Raw genomic sequence first — 16,027 nt, 5'->3', positions numbered from 1 at the left:
CGGTGCCGGAGCGAGTCCGGCACCGGCTCCCCCCCGTCTCGTACAGGCGCCACCCCACCGCCGAGGAGGCCCCCATGCGTATCCCCGACGTCCCGCTCCACCGCCGCACCCTGCTCCAGGCCGGCGGCCTCGCGCTCCTCCCCGCCCTCGTCTCCCGCACCGCCGAAGCCACGACCCCGGCCCGCCGTCGCCCGGCGGCACCCCCCGAGGCCCTCACGTCACCCGTCCCCGACCCCCTGCCGTACAGCGGCAGTTGGCAGCGCACCCCGGACGGCGGCCGACGCGCCGCCGCCACAGCCGGGACCGCGCTCGCGATGTCCGAGCACCGGATCGGCGCGCGCGCCGGATACTCCGCCCGCGTCGAGGCCGACCCGGCCACCCCGCACGCCCGGGGCGGGCTCGTCCTGCGGGCCGCGCCGGACGGCTCCACCGGGTACGCGGCCGTCCTCGAACCGGCCACCGGCCGGGTCGCCCTGCTCGACCTCGCGAGCGGCGAGACCCTCGCCACCGCCACGGGCAGGCCCGGCACCACCCTGGAGGTCGTCGCCGACGGGCCGGCCCTCACCCTCCACGTCGACGGAAGCCAGGCCCTCGCCGTCGAGGACCACCGCCACGCCTCCGGCCACGTGGGACTGCTCGTCACCGACGGCACGGTCGTCTTCGGGCCGCCCCGGAGCTGGTCCTTCACCACCGACCTCAGCGGCTGGACGACCAGCGGCGGGGGCACCTGGACGCCCACCCCGCTGGGCCTCCTCGCCGTCGCCCCCGGCGGCACCAACATCCGTACGACGGCCGCCGAAGAGGCGTACGACACCTCCGTCCAGGCGGACCTCCTCGTCCACGACCCCTACGCCGTCGCGGCCCTCCTGGTCCGCTCCGACGCCACCGGCACCCGCGGCTACGCCGTCGAGGCCGACCCGAACCTGGGCCGGCTGCGTCTCTACCGGATCGACGGCGACGTCACCCTCGGCACCCACTCAGCCCCGACAGAGCCCGGCACCGTCCACCGGCTGCGTGTCGAGGCCGAGGGCCGCCGCCTCCGGGTGTACCGGCAGAGCGACTTCCTCCGCCCCGACGGCTACGACCCCGTCATCGACACCGAGGACCCAGCCCCCGACCCGCATCTCTCCGGTCGCCCGGGGCTCCTCGCCTACAACGGACGCGTCGCCTTCGAGAACGTCACCGCCGCCGGACCACGCTCCGAACTCCCCGGCGCGGCAACGGAGTCCGGCACCTGGACCCGTGACCTCAAGGGCCTGCGTGGCCACGACGGTCTCCGTACCGCGCCCGCCCCCGACGGTGCCGACCTCGTCGTCTCCGCCGACGTGCGGCTCGCGGGCGCGCACGCCGCCGGACTCCTCGTACGCGGCCACGAGATCCTCCTCGACACCGCCACCGGCACGGTCACGCTCCTCGACCACGCGCGCCGCACCCGCCTCGCCACCGCGCCCCCGCCGGTCCGCCCGCTCCGTACCGGCACGTCGTTCCGCATCGAAGTGCATCTGCTCCAGGGCGAGTTCAGTGTGTTCGTCGACGGAGTGCCCGCCCTGCGTGTCCCGGCGACCGCCACCGGAGCCACGGTCGGGCTCGTCGCGGCCGGCGGCACCGCGTACTTCGACGAGATGTACGCCGCCGACGTCCGTGACCACTTCACGGAGCCCCTCCGGCCCGCCGTCCACCACTCCCCGCGCACCGGCCGGGGCAGCGACCCCAACGGTCTCGTCCACTTCGACGGCGAGTACCACCTCTTCCACCAGGACGAGGGCCGCTGGGCGCACGCCGTCTCCACGGACCTCCTCCACTGGCGCGGCCTCCCGGACGCCCTCGGCTGGAACGAGCACGGCCACTGCTGGTCCGGCTCCGCCGTCGTCGACGCCCACGACGCCTCCGGCCTCTTCGGCGGCGCCCCCGGCCTGATCGCGTACTACACGAGCTTCCACCCGGACAGGACCGGCGGGAACCAGTCGGTCCGCGCCGCCTACAGCACGGACCGGGGCCGCTCCTGGCAGTGGTACGGCGGCCCCGAACCCCTCGTCGGCAACCCGGGAGGACCGGACGGCGGCTGGGACTTCCGCGACCCCAAGGTCGTCAGGGACGACGCCCACGACCAGTGGGTCATGGTGGTCTCCGGCGGCGACCACCTGCGCTTCCTCACCTCCCGCGACCTCCTCCACTGGACCCTCACCAGCTCCTTCGGCTACGGGGAGTGGGCGGCCGGCGGGGGTGTCTGGGAGTGCCCCGACCTCTTCCCGCTGCCCGTCGACGGCGACCCGGCACGCACCGTCTGGGTCCTCACCCTCAGCACCGGCGCCGTCCGCGCCACCGACGGCTCCACCGCCCGCTACCTCACCGGCAGCTGGGACGGCACCTCCTTCACCGCCCACCAGGCCCCGGGACCGGCCCCGCGCAGCGACCACGGCCGCGACTTCTACGCCGCCATCACCTTCGCCGGCATGCCCGACGGGCGCCGCGTCTGGCTCGGCTGGACCACGAACTGGGACTACCCGTTCAGCGTGCCCACCCACCCGTGGAACGGCCAGCACAGCATCCCCCGCGAACTCACCCTCGCCGCAGGACCGGACGGCCCCGTCCTGCGCCAGCGGCCCGTCGCCGAACTGGCCTCCCTGCGGACCGGCACGACGATACGCGGAGACCTCACGGTTGGACCCGGCACGCCCGACCCCTGCGCGGGCCTGACCGGCACCACGTACGAGATCGAGGCCGAGCTCGTGTTCCCCGCGACCGGCGCAGCCACGCGGTGCGCCTTCCACCTGCGGGCGAAGGACGGCCGGGCCACCCTCGTCGGCTACGACCCCGCGCGCGAACGCCTCTTCGTCGACCGCACCGAATCCGGCCGCACCGACTTCACCCGCTACTTCGCGGGCAGCACCGAGGCCCCGCTCGCCGCCGTGACCGCCGCCGACGGCAGCAGGAGCATCAGGCTCCGGATCCTCGTCGACGCCGGCTCCGTCGAGGTGTTCGGCGGCGCGGGCGAGGCCGTCGTCACCAGCCTGATCGTGCCCGACGCGGACGCCGAAGGCATCGCCTTCACCGCCGAGGGCGGCACGGTCCGGATCGCCGAACTCGCCTTCCACCGGCTCGCCTCCACCTGCCGCCTCACCGACGCGCTCGCGGCCCCGCCGACCGTCCCGCCGCCGGGGGAGTTCCGGACCGACCTCGGCACCCTCACCACCGTCCCCGCCGGGCGTTGGGAAGCCACCGGCGCCGGGCACACCGGCACCTTCGACCGCGACAGCGACGCGATGTCCACCCGCCGCTTCGCCGACCTCGAACTCACCGGCCTGCTCAGGCTCGGCGGCCCCGGCGACACCCGGGGCGCCGCCTCCCTGCTGTGGCGGGCCACGGCCGACGGCGCCGACGGCTACCTCCTCAACGTCGACCCCGACCTGCGGGCCGTCCGGCTCGTCGTACGCCGGGGCGGCTCCTTCGACGACGCGACCGCCCTCGCCCGGGTCCCCGCCCTCGTACGGCACGGAGTCACCTACCATCTCCGGATCGTCCACCGGGGCACCCGGATCGAGGTCTTCCTCGATGGGAGCCGGATCATCGACCACACCGACACGGCCGCCACCTACGCCGCCGGCCACGTCGGACTGAACGTCTTCGGCGGCCGGGCCGGCTACCAGGACACCTACGCCAAGGAGCTCTGACCCATGTCCTTCCTGGTGATCGGCGAGTGCGTCGCCGACATCGTCCGCGCCCCGGCGGGCTCCGGCGCCGCCGACCGGGTCCACCCCGGCGGCAGCCCCGCCAACGTCGCCTACGGCCTCGCCCGCCTCGGCCGTGACGTCACCCTGCTCACCCAGCTCGCCGACGACCCCGCCGGGCGGCTGATCGCCGACCACCTCAAGGGCGCGGGCGTACGGGTGGAGAGCGGCGGCGTCCCCGCGCGCACCCCGTCGGCGGTCGTCGGTCTCGACGTCCACGGCCAGGCCGCGTACACCTTCGACATCGCCTGGACACTGGAGGCGGACCCGGCCACGCTCGGCCCCGGCTTCGTCCCCGCCCACGTCCACATTGGCTCGATCGCGGCCGTCACCGCGCCCGGCTCGGCGGCCGTCCTCGCCGTGACCGAACGGCTCCGCGACCGGGCCACGGTCAGCTACGACCCGAACGTGCGGCCCGAGCTGATGGGCGACCACGCCGACGCGGTCCGGCGCGTCGAGCACTGTGTCGCCCTCAGTGACCTGGTGAAGGCCAGCGACGAGGACCTCGCCTGGCTGTACCCGGGGGAGAGTCCGCACACGGTCGCCGCCCGCTGGCTCGCCCTCGGCCCCGCCGTCGTCCTCGTCACCCGGGGCGCCGCCGGGTCGCTCGCCCTCACCCGGCGGGAGACGGCCACCGCGGACGCGCCGCCGGTCTCCGTCGTGGACACGGTCGGCGCGGGCGACTCCTTCATGTCCGCCGTCCTCGACACCCTCGCCGGGCGGGGCCGGGAAGACCTCGGCGCGCTCGGCGCCGCAGACCTCGCGGGGCTGCTGCGAAGGGCCGGCGCCGCGGCGGCCGTGACCGTCTCCCGGGCGGGCGCCCAGCCGCCCGACCGGGCCGAACTGGACGCGGCCCGGCAGGGGTTCGCCGTCACGTCCGGGCGTGAGTGGTGATGTCGGAGGCGAACTGCTCGACCATCGCGGGGGTGACCGTCGGACGGCATTCCCCGATGGCCTCCAGATAGTCCGCGGTGCTCGCCCCGGGCACCGGTCCCTCGCCGCCCCGCCCACCGACCGCGAGCAGATCACGCTCGAAGGAGGCCTGGGCGGCGATCCGGGCCGCGTGCTCGATGTCGGCGGGCGTGAACAGCTCGCTCGCCAGCACCAGTTCGTCGATGTCGACGTCCGCGCGGCCGTCCGTGTACCGGGCCCAGATCGCCGCCCGCGCCGCCTTGTCCGGCGTACCGATCGGAATGAGGTAGTCGAAGCGTCCGGGGCGCAGGAAGGCCGGGTCGAGGGAGCGGATCGAGTTGGTCGCGCAGACGAGCAGCCGCTCGTCCCGCTCCCGGAAGCCCGGTATCAGCTTGAGGAGTTCGTTCGTCACCCCGTGCATGCCACCGGGCTGCGCGGGTTCCGAGCGCACCGGGGCGATCTCCTCGACCTCGTCGATGAAGACGAGGACCCGCTCCAGTTCGGCGATCCGCGCGAACGCCGACCGCAGGGCGGCGGCGAGGTTCCCTTCGTCGGCGAGGCGGGACGGCAGGATCTCCACGAACGGCCAGCCCAGACGGGAGGCGATGCCGCGGGCGAACGTCGTCTTGCCGGTCCCCGGCGGGCCGAACAGACAGACCGCGCGCGGCGGCCGGACCCCGTGGCGCCCGGCCCGCTCCGGCTCGGCCAGCGGCAGCACCACCCGGCGCTCGATCAGGTCCTTCTCCCGCTCCATCCCGGCGACCTTGGCCCACAGGTCGCCGGGGAGCAGCCGGCCGCCCAGGTCGTCGAGGAGCCCGGCGGCGGGCCCGTGCAGGGGTTCCACCTTCTCGAAGTACGCGACGGCCGGCCGGCGGGTGTACCCGGCGTTCAGGAGGCCTTCGCCGAGGAGCTCCTCCTCCGGCAGGACGTAGGCGATCCGCCCGACCCGGGCGGCGACGAGCCGTCGCTCCAGCTCCACGAGGAGGGCGCTGGCCAGGCCCCGGCCGCGCCAGGCGGAGGAGATCGCGATCCGCATGACCCAGGCCCGCTCGCCGGACACACAGGCGAGCGCGGCGCCGATGGGCGCGCCCTGGTGGACGGCGACCACGGCCGGCTGGCGGGTGGTGAGGGCTCCGATGCACTCGGCCAGGGAGAAGACGGACTCCTGCCCGAGCTCCGCGGTCGTGTCGATCAGATGGACGACGGAGGCGAGATCGCTCTCGCGGTAGTCGTGGATGTGCCAGCTCACCGGTGGTGCCGCCCCTCGTTGGTGCCGTTGCGGCGAGGCTAGGCGCGCGGCCGGATCCCGGTCGTGCGCCATCCTGCACAAGGAGGGGCGGGCGAACGCGCCGTACCGGCTCTGTACGGGCCCGACGAGCACGCCTTACCGGCTGTACGGGCCCGACGAGCACGCCGTACCGGTCCGTAAGGGCCCGGCGAGCGCCGTACCGGCTCCGCGTGGTTCCGGGTACGGCAGTGAACGGCGGCGCCTCCCAGGGGAGGTGCCGCCGTTCCGGGAGAGGATCAGCAGGTCACGCCCTTCGCTTGCTCATGAGCAGTCCGCCGGCCGTGAGGGAGAACAGGCAGACGCACGCGCCGGTGATCACGTTGCTGAGAACGGTGCCTGTGTCGGGGCTCTGTCCGACCACCCACGGGGCGATGATCAGCCACGCGCCCATCAGCAGAACGACGAAGTTCAGGTCCTGCGACCGCTCCGGAGCCATCGACATGCACAGGCCGAGGATCGCGAGGGCGACGCCGACGACCAGGTTCGTGATGGCGAGTGCGGGCTGGGTCGCGGAGAAGTGGACCGTCCACGCGGAGATCGCGGCGTAGACGCCGGCGAGGATCACGAGCTCCTCGACGGCCGTGACCCCTCGGGTCTGGAGCACACGGGCGTACCTGTCCCGCATTTCGGTGGCGTCAGGGTGTCCAGCGATGTCACCACGACGGTGAGAGACGTCGGACATACGACTCGCCTCCTTCTGGCGTCTTGCCGTCTGACAGCAGGTGCGGCGAAGGATGCCGCTGTTTCATTGTGCTCTTATATATCCTTTATGTGTAGATCTGCCCCCTATGGGATGCCCACAAATTTGGGACGGCGGATGTGCGGAGAACCGCCAAGCGACGACGACGGTCATGCCGGGTGGCCGACGGCATCCCGGCGTAGCCTGGAAGTGGACTCGGGGACCCACCTCTCCACCGCCGGGAGTGGATGATGGCCGGCATCGTACGCAAGAGCTTCGACGAAGCGGACGAGACCCGTCCCTTCGAGAACGGCAAGGGCAGGCTCGACCTGCTCACCAGTGGAGGCGGCTCGGTCGGGCGCGCCGTGTTCGAGCCGGGCTGGAAGTGGTCCGAGCACGTCAAGCCGATCGCGGGCACCGACAGCTGTCAGTCGTCGCACGTCGGTTACGTGGTCAGCGGTCGGCTGAACGTCGTCATGGACGACGGCGAATCGGCGGAGTTCGGGGCAGGCGACTTCATGGAAGTCACGCCCGGCCACGACGCCTGGGTCGTCGGCGACGACGCCTGCGTCGTCCTCGACTGGACCGGCTTCGGCGACTACGCGAAGGCGGCCGGCGGCTGACGCGCCGGTCGGTCGGCCGTCGGTCCGTCGATCGGCGGTCGACCGTCGGTCGGTCATGGGTCGGTAGGCCGGGGAAATCCCGCGCCGACCGACGCACCCCCGGGCACAATGCCTCGCATGACGTACCACCAGGAGCACCGAGCGCCCCTCTCGCACGCACCCGCGACACAGGCCGCCGAGCCGGACCCCGAGGTCGCCGAGGCCGTCGCGGGCGAACTGCGCCTCCTGGACCCGTCCGTGCGCCTCTCCCGGCCGCTCGCCGCCGAGCTGCTCGACCCCGAGTTCACCGAGGTCGGCGCCTCCGGCCGACGCTGGACGTACGAGGAGATGCTCGCCGACCTGCCCGGGATGGCGGGCAGCGTCGAGGACGGAACGCACTACGAGCCGGAGGCCGTCACCGGGGTCCTCCTCGCCCCCGGTCTCGTCCACCTCACCTACGAGACGCTCCGCGACGGCCACCGCGCCCGGCGCAGCTCGCTCTGGCGCCGCACGCCCGGCGCGCCCGACGGCTCGGCCATGCGGATGTACTACCACCAGGCAACGCCCGTACCCGGGGCGGACGTTCAGCCGTAGGCGTCCGTGACGCAGTCGACCGCGCACCGCCAGTGCTCGTACCGGCGGCGCAGCGCCGCCGCCGCGTGCGGACGCTCCACCTCGGAGTACCCGTAACGCTCCCGCGTCGTCCGCACCACGGCCTCGACGGTGACGATCGCCGGTTCGCCCTCGCCGGCGTACCGGCGGGCCGTCGCGATCACGTGGTCGGCGGCCCGCTGCAGATCACGCGCGTACTCCCGCTGGGCCGCGGACCGGGCCCGCGAGGCCGCGAACGGCCGCACCGCACGCCCCTTCCAGACCACCCCGGCGACCACGAGCCCCACCCCGAGCAGCCCCACGAACACCCCCACCACGGCATCGAGGTTCCACTCCATCACCGGCCGCCTTCCCCCTGAACCCGCCGTCCACGCCCCCGTCTTCCGAGTCTAGGGCGCCCGGCGGGGCTCACGGGGCCGGGCCCAGGCGGGAGTCCAGATGTCGGTGTCTTGGCCGGCGGACGAGGAGCCGGCGAGGTGGGACCGGAGGGTGGCGAGTGCCGGGTGCGGGTTGTCCACGGCCCACAGCAGGGAGTGCGGATACACCGGTGTCGGCCCGTGCACCGCGACGCGCCGCAGATCGTGGCCCTCGGGCCAGACGAGACGGGTCTGCCCGCCCACGAAGGTGGCGAGTTCGGGGGAGTCCGCGACGGTGTCGAACAGCGCCTCGGTCCCGAAGTCCGGACCCGTCACCTCGATGGTGAGCCCGAACGCGGCGGCGAGGTCGGCGTAGTAGGCGGCCCACTCGGTGCCGCTGACGATGCCCGGAATCCAGATCCGGTGCCCGACGAGCCGCCCGGGCGTCACGACCCGAGCGCCCGCGAGCGCGTGACCGGGACCGGTCAGGAGCTGGAGCGGCTCGTCCAGGACCGGAACGGTCTCGACGCCCTCGGGCAGCCGCAGGCCGGGCATGGTGACCGCCCGGAAGGACGCGTCGATCGTGCCCGCCCGGAGCGCGGCGACGGCCGCCTCGGCGTCGAACAGGGTCACGACGTCGAGCTCGATCTCGGGGAACGCCCGGTGGAACGCCCGCAGCAGCGCCGCGGGCGCGAGCCGCCTGCCGATCACGTCCACGCGCAGCGCCCGCCCACCGGGCCGCACCGAGGCCACGGCACGGGCCTCGGCATCGACCAGGGCGCGCGCGTGCGGCAGGAAGGCCTGCCCGTCGATCGTCACCTCCGCACCGCGCGGAGTGCGGGTCAGCAAACGCACGCCGAGCTCCTTCTCCAGCGCGGCGATCCGCTTGGAGACGGCCTGCTGGGTGATCGCCAGCTCGTCGGCCGCCTGACCGAACCGGCCCGAGTCCACGACGGCGAGAAAGGTGCGTACGGCTGCGAGATCCACACCACGAGCCTAGGGGTGTCTCGCAGATCAGGCCGGGGCCGGCTCGCGACAACCGGTGGTTGTGCCGTGCCCGGCTCCGGTTGTTTGATCCGGGCGTCCTCGACTCGCTTTGATGGCGACGGCGCCGCGCGGCGGTGCGGCCGGACGGTGAGAGGGGTACGGGAGTGGCGGCGAGGGTGGAGGTGTCCCCCGGCAGGGACACCGGGCGGACGTCCCTCGGGCGCGACTTCGAGTGGCTGTGGGCGGCGTACGCGGTCGGCACCCTGGGCACCTGGGTCGCCTTCCACGCCCTCCCGCTGCTCGCGATCACCGTCCTCCACAAGGGCACCGCAGAGGTGGCCGCGCTCGCCGCCGTCGGGGCCGCCGTGGGCGCGGTGGTCGCCGCCCCGCTCGGCCCCTGGGTGGAGTTCCGCCGCAAGCGGTCCGTGATGGTCGCGATGGACCTCGTACGGTGCGCCGCCCTACTGAGCGTCGTCGCCGCGTACGCCCTCGGCCGGCTCGGCTTCACCCAGCTCCTGGTCGTCTCGGTCCTCGTCGCGGCGGCCGACATCACCTTCGGCGCGGCCTCCGGGGCCCACCTGAAGGCGCTCCTACGACCGGAGGACCTGCTCGTCGCCCAGGCCAGGCTCGAATCCACGACCTGGACCGCCACCGTGCTCGGGCCGCCCCTCGGCGGCGGCCTCGCCGCGCTGCTCGGTCCGGTGGCGACGGTGGCGGCCGACGCCGTGAGCTACCTGCTGTCCGCGGCCGGCATCCGCGCGATCCGGAGCCCGGAGGCCCGGCCGGGCGGCGCGGACCGGCCCCGCGTGAGGGCCCGTGACCTGGTCGAGGGGTGGCGTCACCTCCTCACCCACCCCGTGCTGCGCCCGTTGTTCCTCAACGCCGTCCTGGCCAACGGGCTGATCATGGCGACCGCACCCCTCCTCGCCGTCCTCATGCTCGGTCCGCTCGGCTTCGCCCCCTGGCAGTACGGTCTCGTCTTCGCCGTGCCCTGCGTCGGCGGGCTCATCGGCTCACGGCTCGCCCGGCGGCTCGTCGTCCGGTTCGGCCGGCGCCGGGTGCTGCTCACCTCGGGACTGCTGCGGGTGTGCTGGCCCGTCGGGCTCGTCCTCATCCACCCGGGCCTCTCCGGGCTGCTGCTCGTGATGGGCGTCGAACTCGCGCTCATCACCTGCTCGGGGATCTTCAACCCGGTGCTCGCCACCCACCGGCTCGAACTGACCGACGCCGGCCGGGTCGTCCGCACGCTGACCGCCTGGTCCGTCACCGCGAAGGCCGCCGTGGCGGCCCTGACAGCCCTGTTCGGGCTCCTCGCCACGGTGACCGGGCCCCGGGCGGCGCTTGCCGCGGCCGGCGTCCTGCTGCTGGCGACCCCGGTGCTGCTCCCGTGGAAGAAGGTCGGCGAGGCGGAGGACGGGTTGACTCATTGACACGTGTAAGTCGTCGATGTCACGCTCCTTCCCCCGCCGGCCCGCCCGTGCGCCCCGCGACCCCGATCAGAAGGAGCAACGCTCCATGAGCACCACCGGTCCCACCGTCGTCACCACCCGAGGACCTGTCCGCGGCGAGCGCCGCGCCGACGGCAGCCTCCGCTTCCTGGGCATCCCGTACGCCCAGGCTCCCGTCGGCGACCTGCGGTTCGCCGCTCCCGCGCCGCCGGAGCCTTGGTCGGAGCCGCTGGACGCGACCGCGTACGGGCCGACCGCGCAGCGCCGCCCCTTCGCCGAGGTCACCACCATCCCGGAGCCCTCCGTCCCGGGCGCCGGGGTCCTCAACCTCAACGTCTTCACCCCCGAAGCCGACCCCGCAGCCGCCCTGCCCGTCCTCGTCTGGATCCACGGCGGCGGCTACGTCGCGGGCTCGGCGGCCAGCCCCTGGTACGACGGGGCCGCGTTCAACCGGGACGGCGTGCTCCTCGTCTCGATCGGCTACCGGCTCGGCATCGAGGGCTTCCTGCACCTGGAGGACGCCCCCGACAACCGGGGCGTCCGGGACTGGGTCGCCGCCCTCGAATGGGTCCGGGACAACATCGCGGCTTTCGGCGGCGACCCCGCCAAGGTCACCGTCGCCGGACAGTCGGCGGGCGGCGGCGCCGTCCAGACACTCCTCGCCGTCCCCGCCGCCCGCGGCCTCTTCCGCGGCGCGCTGTCCGTCTCCGGCGCGCTCCCGCGCCCCGACGGCCCCGAGGTCGCCCGCGCCGCCTCCCGGCTGCTCACCTCCCGCACCGGCGTACCGGCCACCGCCGCCGCCCTCCGCGACCTCGGCGACGACGAGCTCCTCGCGCTCCAGGACCGCCTGTCCGAGCCCGGCCCGGACCGCGAAGGCCTGCCCCCGCTGCTCGCCCTCGCGCCCTTCGCCGACGGCGAGCTGATCCCGCTGCCGGCCCTGGAGGCGCTCACGACGGGCGGGGCGGGCGCCGACGTACCACTGATGCTCGGCTGCACCGAGCACGAGTTCACGATGTTCCCCGGGCCCGGCCCGGAGGGTCCGCCGCTGCCCGTTCTCCTCGGGGGCCTCGGCCTCGACGCCGCCGGGGCCGCCGCCTTCACCGAGGCGTACGCGGAAGTCGGCGCCGAGCGGCTCTTCGGCCAGGCGCTGACCGACGTGACCTTCCGCGCCCCCAACGTCGCCGTCGCCGACGCCCGCGCCGTACTCGGACGTCCCACCTGGCTCTACGAGTTCACCTGGCGGTCACCGGCCATGGGGCTCGCCTTCCACTGCCTGGACCTGCCGTTCGCCTTCGACCTCCTCGACGCCGAGGGAGTCCGGGCCGCGGCGGGGGAGGCGCCGCCGCAGGACCTCGCCGACGCCCTGCACCGGGCCTGGGTCGCCTTCGTGACCCACCAGGACCCCGGCGCCGACTGGCCGCGCTACACGGACGAGGGGCGCGCCACGATGATCTGGGACACCGAACCCAGGATCGCGGCGGACCCGCTGGAGCGGGTCCGCAGGCTCTGGCTCGGCTGAGGCGACCGGCCGAAAGCGCCGAGGTTCAGCCTTCGAAGCCGACCGAGCCGTCCGGCAGGATCGCCTCCACGCGCGCGCCGTGCTCCACGGTCCGGCTCACCGTGCAGAACTTCTCGTGCGTCAGGCGCACCCCGCGGGCGAACACCTCGGCCGCCCGCGGGTTGTTGTCCGGCAGGTCGAACTCGTAACTGACCCTGATCCGGCCCACCCGGCCGTCGTCGTCGGGGCCGGACACCGACTCCACCACGATCCGCAGATCGTCGTGGTCGACGGCCCGCGCGGTCCGGTCCACGACGAGACCGCCACAGCCGCCCATCGCCGCGAGCAGCAACTCGACCGGGGTGAACGAGGGCTGCGCGTCGGCGTCGTCCGCCGCGGCCATCCGGACCTCCGCGCCCCGGTCGTTGCGGGCGGTCCAGTTCCGGTACCCGGTGCGGACGGTCTCGATGCGGTAGTCGGCCATGGCGGCGGTGCTCCTTCGTCGTCGGGTGTGCTCCCCGTACGGTACGTTCGCCGACTCGCGCGACCCCGGCGCACCCGCCACGCTGACAGGGGCCTCGCCCGCTCAGGACACCTGAGTAGCCCTGTACGCACACCTGAGTACGCCGACCGATACGCCGCCGCCCCGCCCGCTGGTGGAATGGGGCCATGACCTCCTCCGCCCGGCGCACCCGCCCCCTCCGGCACGTCACCACCACCGGCACGGCCCTCGCCGTGGCCCTCGGGCCGGTCGTGGTCGGCGCCCTGCTCGCCAGGTCGGTGGGCGGTGACCCGATGGTGTCCGTCAACGCCCTGATCGCGGGCGGCGGTCAGCGGGCCAGGATCTCCCGTGCCCAGCTGCGTGCCGGAGCGCGCCGGCGCCGGACGGGAGCGGCGCGCCGCCGGACGGGAGCGGCGCGGCGCCGTCCGGTGAACGGCTTCCGGCGGTCCATCAAATGAGCGATGATCCTCGCATCCGGGATACCCCGCAGTAGCAAGCCGGGACCACGTCGAAAGGGCACACCGAATGGCGAGGCGTCACCCCGCGCGCGACGACCACCCCACGAGCGGCACCACAGACGGAGCCGCGCGGCCGGACGGCGGTGACGGCCCCGGCATCGCCCGGCGGCGCTTCCTCGGGTACGTCCTCGCCGCGCCCACCCTCACCGTCGCCGCCCAGTTCGGCGCCGAGGCCCTCGCGCCCCGGGAGGCCGCCGCGGCGGCCCCGGCGCTCGTCCCCTCACTGCCCGGTCCTGCCGAACTCCTCGACCTCAACGAGCTGCTGACCCTCGCGGCCCTGCCCACCAGCCACCTCATCACCATCCGCCTCGACGCCGACGGCACGGCCCGTTTCGCCCTGCCACGCGCCGAGGTGGGCCAGGGCGTCACCACCTCCAGCGCCATGATCGTCGCCGAGGAACTCGACCTGCCCCTCGACAAGGTCGTGGTGACGCTCGCCGACGCCCGGCCCGAGCTGCTCTTCAACCAGCTCACCGGCGGCTCCAACACCACGTACTCCACCTACACCCCGCTCCGCGTCGCCGCGGCCGTCGCCCGGGGCCGTCTCCTGCACGCCGCCTCCCTCGTCCTCGGGGAGGCCGTCACCACCCTCACCACGAAGGCGGGAGCCGTCCTCTCCCCGACGGGCGCGCTGCTCGGGTACGGCGAACTCGCCGAACGGGCCGCCGCCGTCACCGACACGGCGGTCGAGGTGACCCTCAAGGACCCCGCCCGTTTCCGGGTCATCGGCACCGGGCAGCGCCGCGTCGACGCGCTCGAAGCCGTCACGGGCCGCAAGAAGTTCGCGATGGACCTGCAGGTCCCTGACGCCCTGCCCACCATGGTCTGCCGGCCGCCGACCATCAACGGCACCGTCCGCTCCGTGGCCAACCTCGCCGAGGTCCGGGCCATGCCCGGCGTCACCGACGTCGTCACCGTCTCCACCGGCGTCGCCGTCCGCGGCCGTACGTTCGGCCAGTGCGTCGACGCCGTCCGCGCCCTCCGGGTCGACTGGGGGCCCGGTACGGCCGAGGGCGCCTCCGACGCGACCGTCCTCGAAAAGCTCCGACGGGCCGAACTCCCCCTGGTGGTACCGGCGCTGCCGCTCCTCACCAAGGCCGTCGACGCCCGCTTCACCTTCCACTTCGCGAGCAACGCGGCCCTGGAGACCAACTGCGCGATCGCCGACGTCCGGGAGGACTCCGCGGAGATCTGGGCCTCGCTCAAGGCGCCCATCGTCGCCCAGGAACAGATCGCCCTCAAGCTCGGCCTGCCGCCCACCGCCGTCCGCGTCCATGTCACAGAGGGCGGCGGCTCCTTCGGCCGCAAGCTGTTCTCCGACGCCGCCCACGAGGCCGTCGAGATCTCCAGGGCACTCGGCAAGCCCGTCAAACTGATGTGGCACCGCACCGACGACTTCCGCCAGGGCCGTACGCACCCCATGTCCACCTCACGGGTGCGCGCCACGTACGCGCTCGGCGAGGTCCTCACGTACGAGCAGCGCCACACCTCCGTCGCCACCGACTTCGGGCACGGCATCGGAGAGGTCCTCACGGCGGAGGCCGCCCGGCTGCCGGTGGCCGACGCCGCCTTCTCCCAGACGATGTTCGAGCTCACCCAGATCAGCCCGTACCACCTCGGCGTCACCACCCAGCTCCTCGCCGAGACCGACAAGGGCTTCAACACCGGGTCCATGCGCAACATCTACTCCCCGAACGTCCGCTGCGCGCAGGAACTCGTGATGGACGAACTGGCCCGCCGCATGGGCCAGGACGGGTACGCGCTGCGCCGCCGCCTCGTGAAGGACCCGCGGGCCCGCGCCGTCCTCGACAAGGTCGCCGAGGTGGGGGAGTGGGGCCGCGCCATGCCCGCCGGCACGGCCCAGGGCATCGCCGTCCACACCGAGTACCACTCCGCCGTCGCGGTCCTCGCCGAGATCGACTGCCGCCCCGAGACCACCGGGCGGAAGATCCCCGGCGCGTACACCGGCCCGCGCGTGACCAAGGTCGTCTGCGCCGTCGACGTCGGTCTCGCCGTCAACCCGCGCGGCCTGGAGGCGCAGATGATGGGCGGCATCGCCGACGGCATCGCCGTCACCCTGACCTCGGGACTCCACCTGCGCGACGGGCACTTCCTCGAAGGCAGCTGGGACCAGTACTTCTACACCCGGCAGTGGAACTCCCCGCCCGAGCTCGAGATCATCGTGATGCCCCCGACCGGTGACAAGCCGGGCGGCGCCGGCGAACTGGCGGTCGCCGGCGCCATGGCGGCCGTCGCCTGCGCCTACGGCCGGGCCACCGGCACGATGCCGACGGTCTTCCCCGTCAACCACGCCGAGCCGCTCGCCTTCACCCCCCTGCCGACCGTCCCGCCCGTCCCCGCCTCCCCGACCGACGGCCGCGACCGCGCCCTGTAGAGACCTGGAGCACCCGTGCCGCAGCACACCTTCATCCTGAACGGCAAGGCCGTCACCGCCGACGTCGAGGGCGACGTCCGGCTCCTGTGGGTCCTCCGGGACGTCCTCGGCGTCACCGGTCCCAAGTACGGCTGCGGGGTCGGCGTCTGCCGGGCCTGTACGAGCCACCTCAACGGGAAGGCGTTCACCCCCTGCGCCGTGCCCGTCGAGGACCTGGACCCGACCGACGAGGTCACCACCATCGAGGGCCTCCCGGACACCGTGGGAGGCGCACTCCACCCGATGCAGGAGGCCTGGCTCGACCTCGACGTCGCCCAGTGCGGCTACTGCCAGCCGGGCCAGATCATGACCGCCGTGGCGGAGGTCCGCCGGGCCAGGGAGGCGGGCCGCGAGATCACCGAGGCCGACCTCGACACGATCCGCAACATCTGCCGCTGCGGCACCTACCACCGCATCCGGCAGGCGGTCCTGGAAGGCGCCCGCCGGATGGACTGAGCCCGGT

14 protein-coding genes are annotated in these 16,027 nt (G+C 74.0%); 9 read left to right on the top strand and 5 right to left on the bottom strand.

The genetic code is table 11. From position 1 onward, the window contains the following. Nucleotides 1-74: 74 nt before the first annotated feature. Both ACIA8N_RS28565 and ACIA8N_RS28560 read left to right on the top strand, forming a co-directional pair. The gene (locus ACIA8N_RS28565; RefSeq protein WP_365787461.1) at nt 75-3,671 is read left to right on the top strand and encodes a glycoside hydrolase family 32 protein; all 3,597 of its coding nucleotides are present in this window, start codon (nt 75-77) and stop codon (nt 3,669-3,671) included. A gap of 3 nt (nt 3,672-3,674) precedes the next feature. Further along, nucleotides 3,675-4,622: a carbohydrate kinase gene (locus tag ACIA8N_RS28560; RefSeq protein WP_365787463.1), complete on the top strand. Its 948-nt coding sequence runs from the start codon at nt 3,675-3,677 to the stop codon at nt 4,620-4,622. On the opposite strand, the gene ACIA8N_RS28555 is transcribed toward ACIA8N_RS28560, so the two are convergent. Beyond that, on the bottom strand, nt 4,600-5,889 hold the full coding sequence (locus ACIA8N_RS28555; protein WP_365787465.1) for a bifunctional GNAT family N-acetyltransferase/ATP-binding protein: 1,290 nt from the start codon (nt 5,887-5,889) through the stop codon (nt 4,600-4,602). The two genes, ACIA8N_RS28560 and ACIA8N_RS28555, sit on opposite strands and share 23 nt — an antisense overlap. A gap of 283 nt (nt 5,890-6,172) precedes the next feature. After that, complete coding sequence (locus ACIA8N_RS28550) at nt 6,173-6,610, bottom strand: SPW repeat protein (protein ID WP_365787467.1); 438 nt, start codon at nt 6,608-6,610, stop codon at nt 6,173-6,175. A 248-nt stretch (nt 6,611-6,858) separates the two neighbouring features. Here ACIA8N_RS28550 and ACIA8N_RS28545 point away from each other — a divergent pair, with 248 nt between their 5' ends. Both ACIA8N_RS28545 and ACIA8N_RS28540 read left to right on the top strand, forming a co-directional pair. Next, entirely contained in the window at nt 6,859-7,230 is a 372-nt protein-coding gene (locus tag ACIA8N_RS28545) for a cupin domain-containing protein (RefSeq protein WP_365787469.1), read from the top strand. A gap of 117 nt (nt 7,231-7,347) precedes the next feature. Continuing rightward, on the top strand, nt 7,348-7,803 hold the full coding sequence (locus ACIA8N_RS28540; protein WP_365787471.1) for a nuclear transport factor 2 family protein: 456 nt from the start codon (nt 7,348-7,350) through the stop codon (nt 7,801-7,803). Here ACIA8N_RS28540 and ACIA8N_RS28535 read toward each other — a convergent pair. Beyond that, nucleotides 7,794-8,159, bottom strand: coding sequence for a hypothetical protein (locus ACIA8N_RS28535; protein ID WP_365787473.1), 366 nt, complete (start codon nt 8,157-8,159; stop codon nt 7,794-7,796). The two genes, ACIA8N_RS28540 and ACIA8N_RS28535, sit on opposite strands and share 10 nt — an antisense overlap. A 51-nt stretch (nt 8,160-8,210) precedes the next feature. Next, nucleotides 8,211-9,164, bottom strand: a complete 954-nt coding sequence (locus ACIA8N_RS28530; protein ID WP_365787475.1) for a LysR family transcriptional regulator — start codon at nt 9,162-9,164, stop codon at nt 8,211-8,213. 164 nt (nt 9,165-9,328) lie between these two features. On the opposite strand from ACIA8N_RS28530, the gene ACIA8N_RS28525 reads away from it, so the two are divergent. Next, on the top strand, nt 9,329-10,594 hold the full coding sequence (locus tag ACIA8N_RS28525; protein ID WP_365787477.1) for an MFS transporter: 1,266 nt from the start codon (nt 9,329-9,331) through the stop codon (nt 10,592-10,594). Between the two features lie 85 nt (nt 10,595-10,679). Further along, a complete protein-coding gene (locus ACIA8N_RS28520) occupies nt 10,680-12,131 on the top strand; it encodes a carboxylesterase family protein (protein ID WP_365787479.1) in 1,452 nt (483 codons plus the stop codon). A 25-nt stretch (nt 12,132-12,156) separates the two neighbouring features. On the opposite strand, the gene ACIA8N_RS28515 is transcribed toward ACIA8N_RS28520, so the two are convergent. Then, a complete protein-coding gene (locus ACIA8N_RS28515) occupies nt 12,157-12,594 on the bottom strand; it encodes an OsmC family protein (protein WP_365787481.1) in 438 nt (145 codons plus the stop codon). Between the two features lie 185 nt (nt 12,595-12,779). Between ACIA8N_RS28515 and ACIA8N_RS28510 the strand changes: the two genes are divergently transcribed. The 3 genes from ACIA8N_RS28510 to ACIA8N_RS28500 all read left to right on the top strand — a co-directional run bounded on the left by ACIA8N_RS28510 (nt 12,780) and on the right by ACIA8N_RS28500 (nt 16,020). Beyond that, nucleotides 12,780-13,070: a hypothetical protein gene (locus tag ACIA8N_RS28510; protein WP_365787483.1), complete on the top strand. Its 291-nt coding sequence runs from the start codon at nt 12,780-12,782 to the stop codon at nt 13,068-13,070. Between the two features lie 67 nt (nt 13,071-13,137). Continuing rightward, the gene (locus ACIA8N_RS28505) at nt 13,138-15,525 is read left to right on the top strand and encodes a molybdopterin cofactor-binding domain-containing protein (RefSeq protein ID WP_365787485.1); all 2,388 of its coding nucleotides are present in this window, start codon (nt 13,138-13,140) and stop codon (nt 15,523-15,525) included. Between the two features lie 15 nt (nt 15,526-15,540). Next, the gene (locus tag ACIA8N_RS28500; RefSeq protein WP_365787487.1) at nt 15,541-16,020 is read left to right on the top strand and encodes a (2Fe-2S)-binding protein; all 480 of its coding nucleotides are present in this window, start codon (nt 15,541-15,543) and stop codon (nt 16,018-16,020) included. Nucleotides 16,021-16,027: the final 7 nt, after the last annotated feature.

Source organism: Streptomyces sp. NPDC051822 (assembly GCF_044452745.1).
GTDB lineage: Bacteria > Actinomycetota > Actinomycetes > Streptomycetales > Streptomycetaceae > Streptomyces.
Note: the sequence above shows the minus strand (reverse complement) of the source record. Positions and strands in the feature narration are given on the sequence as shown.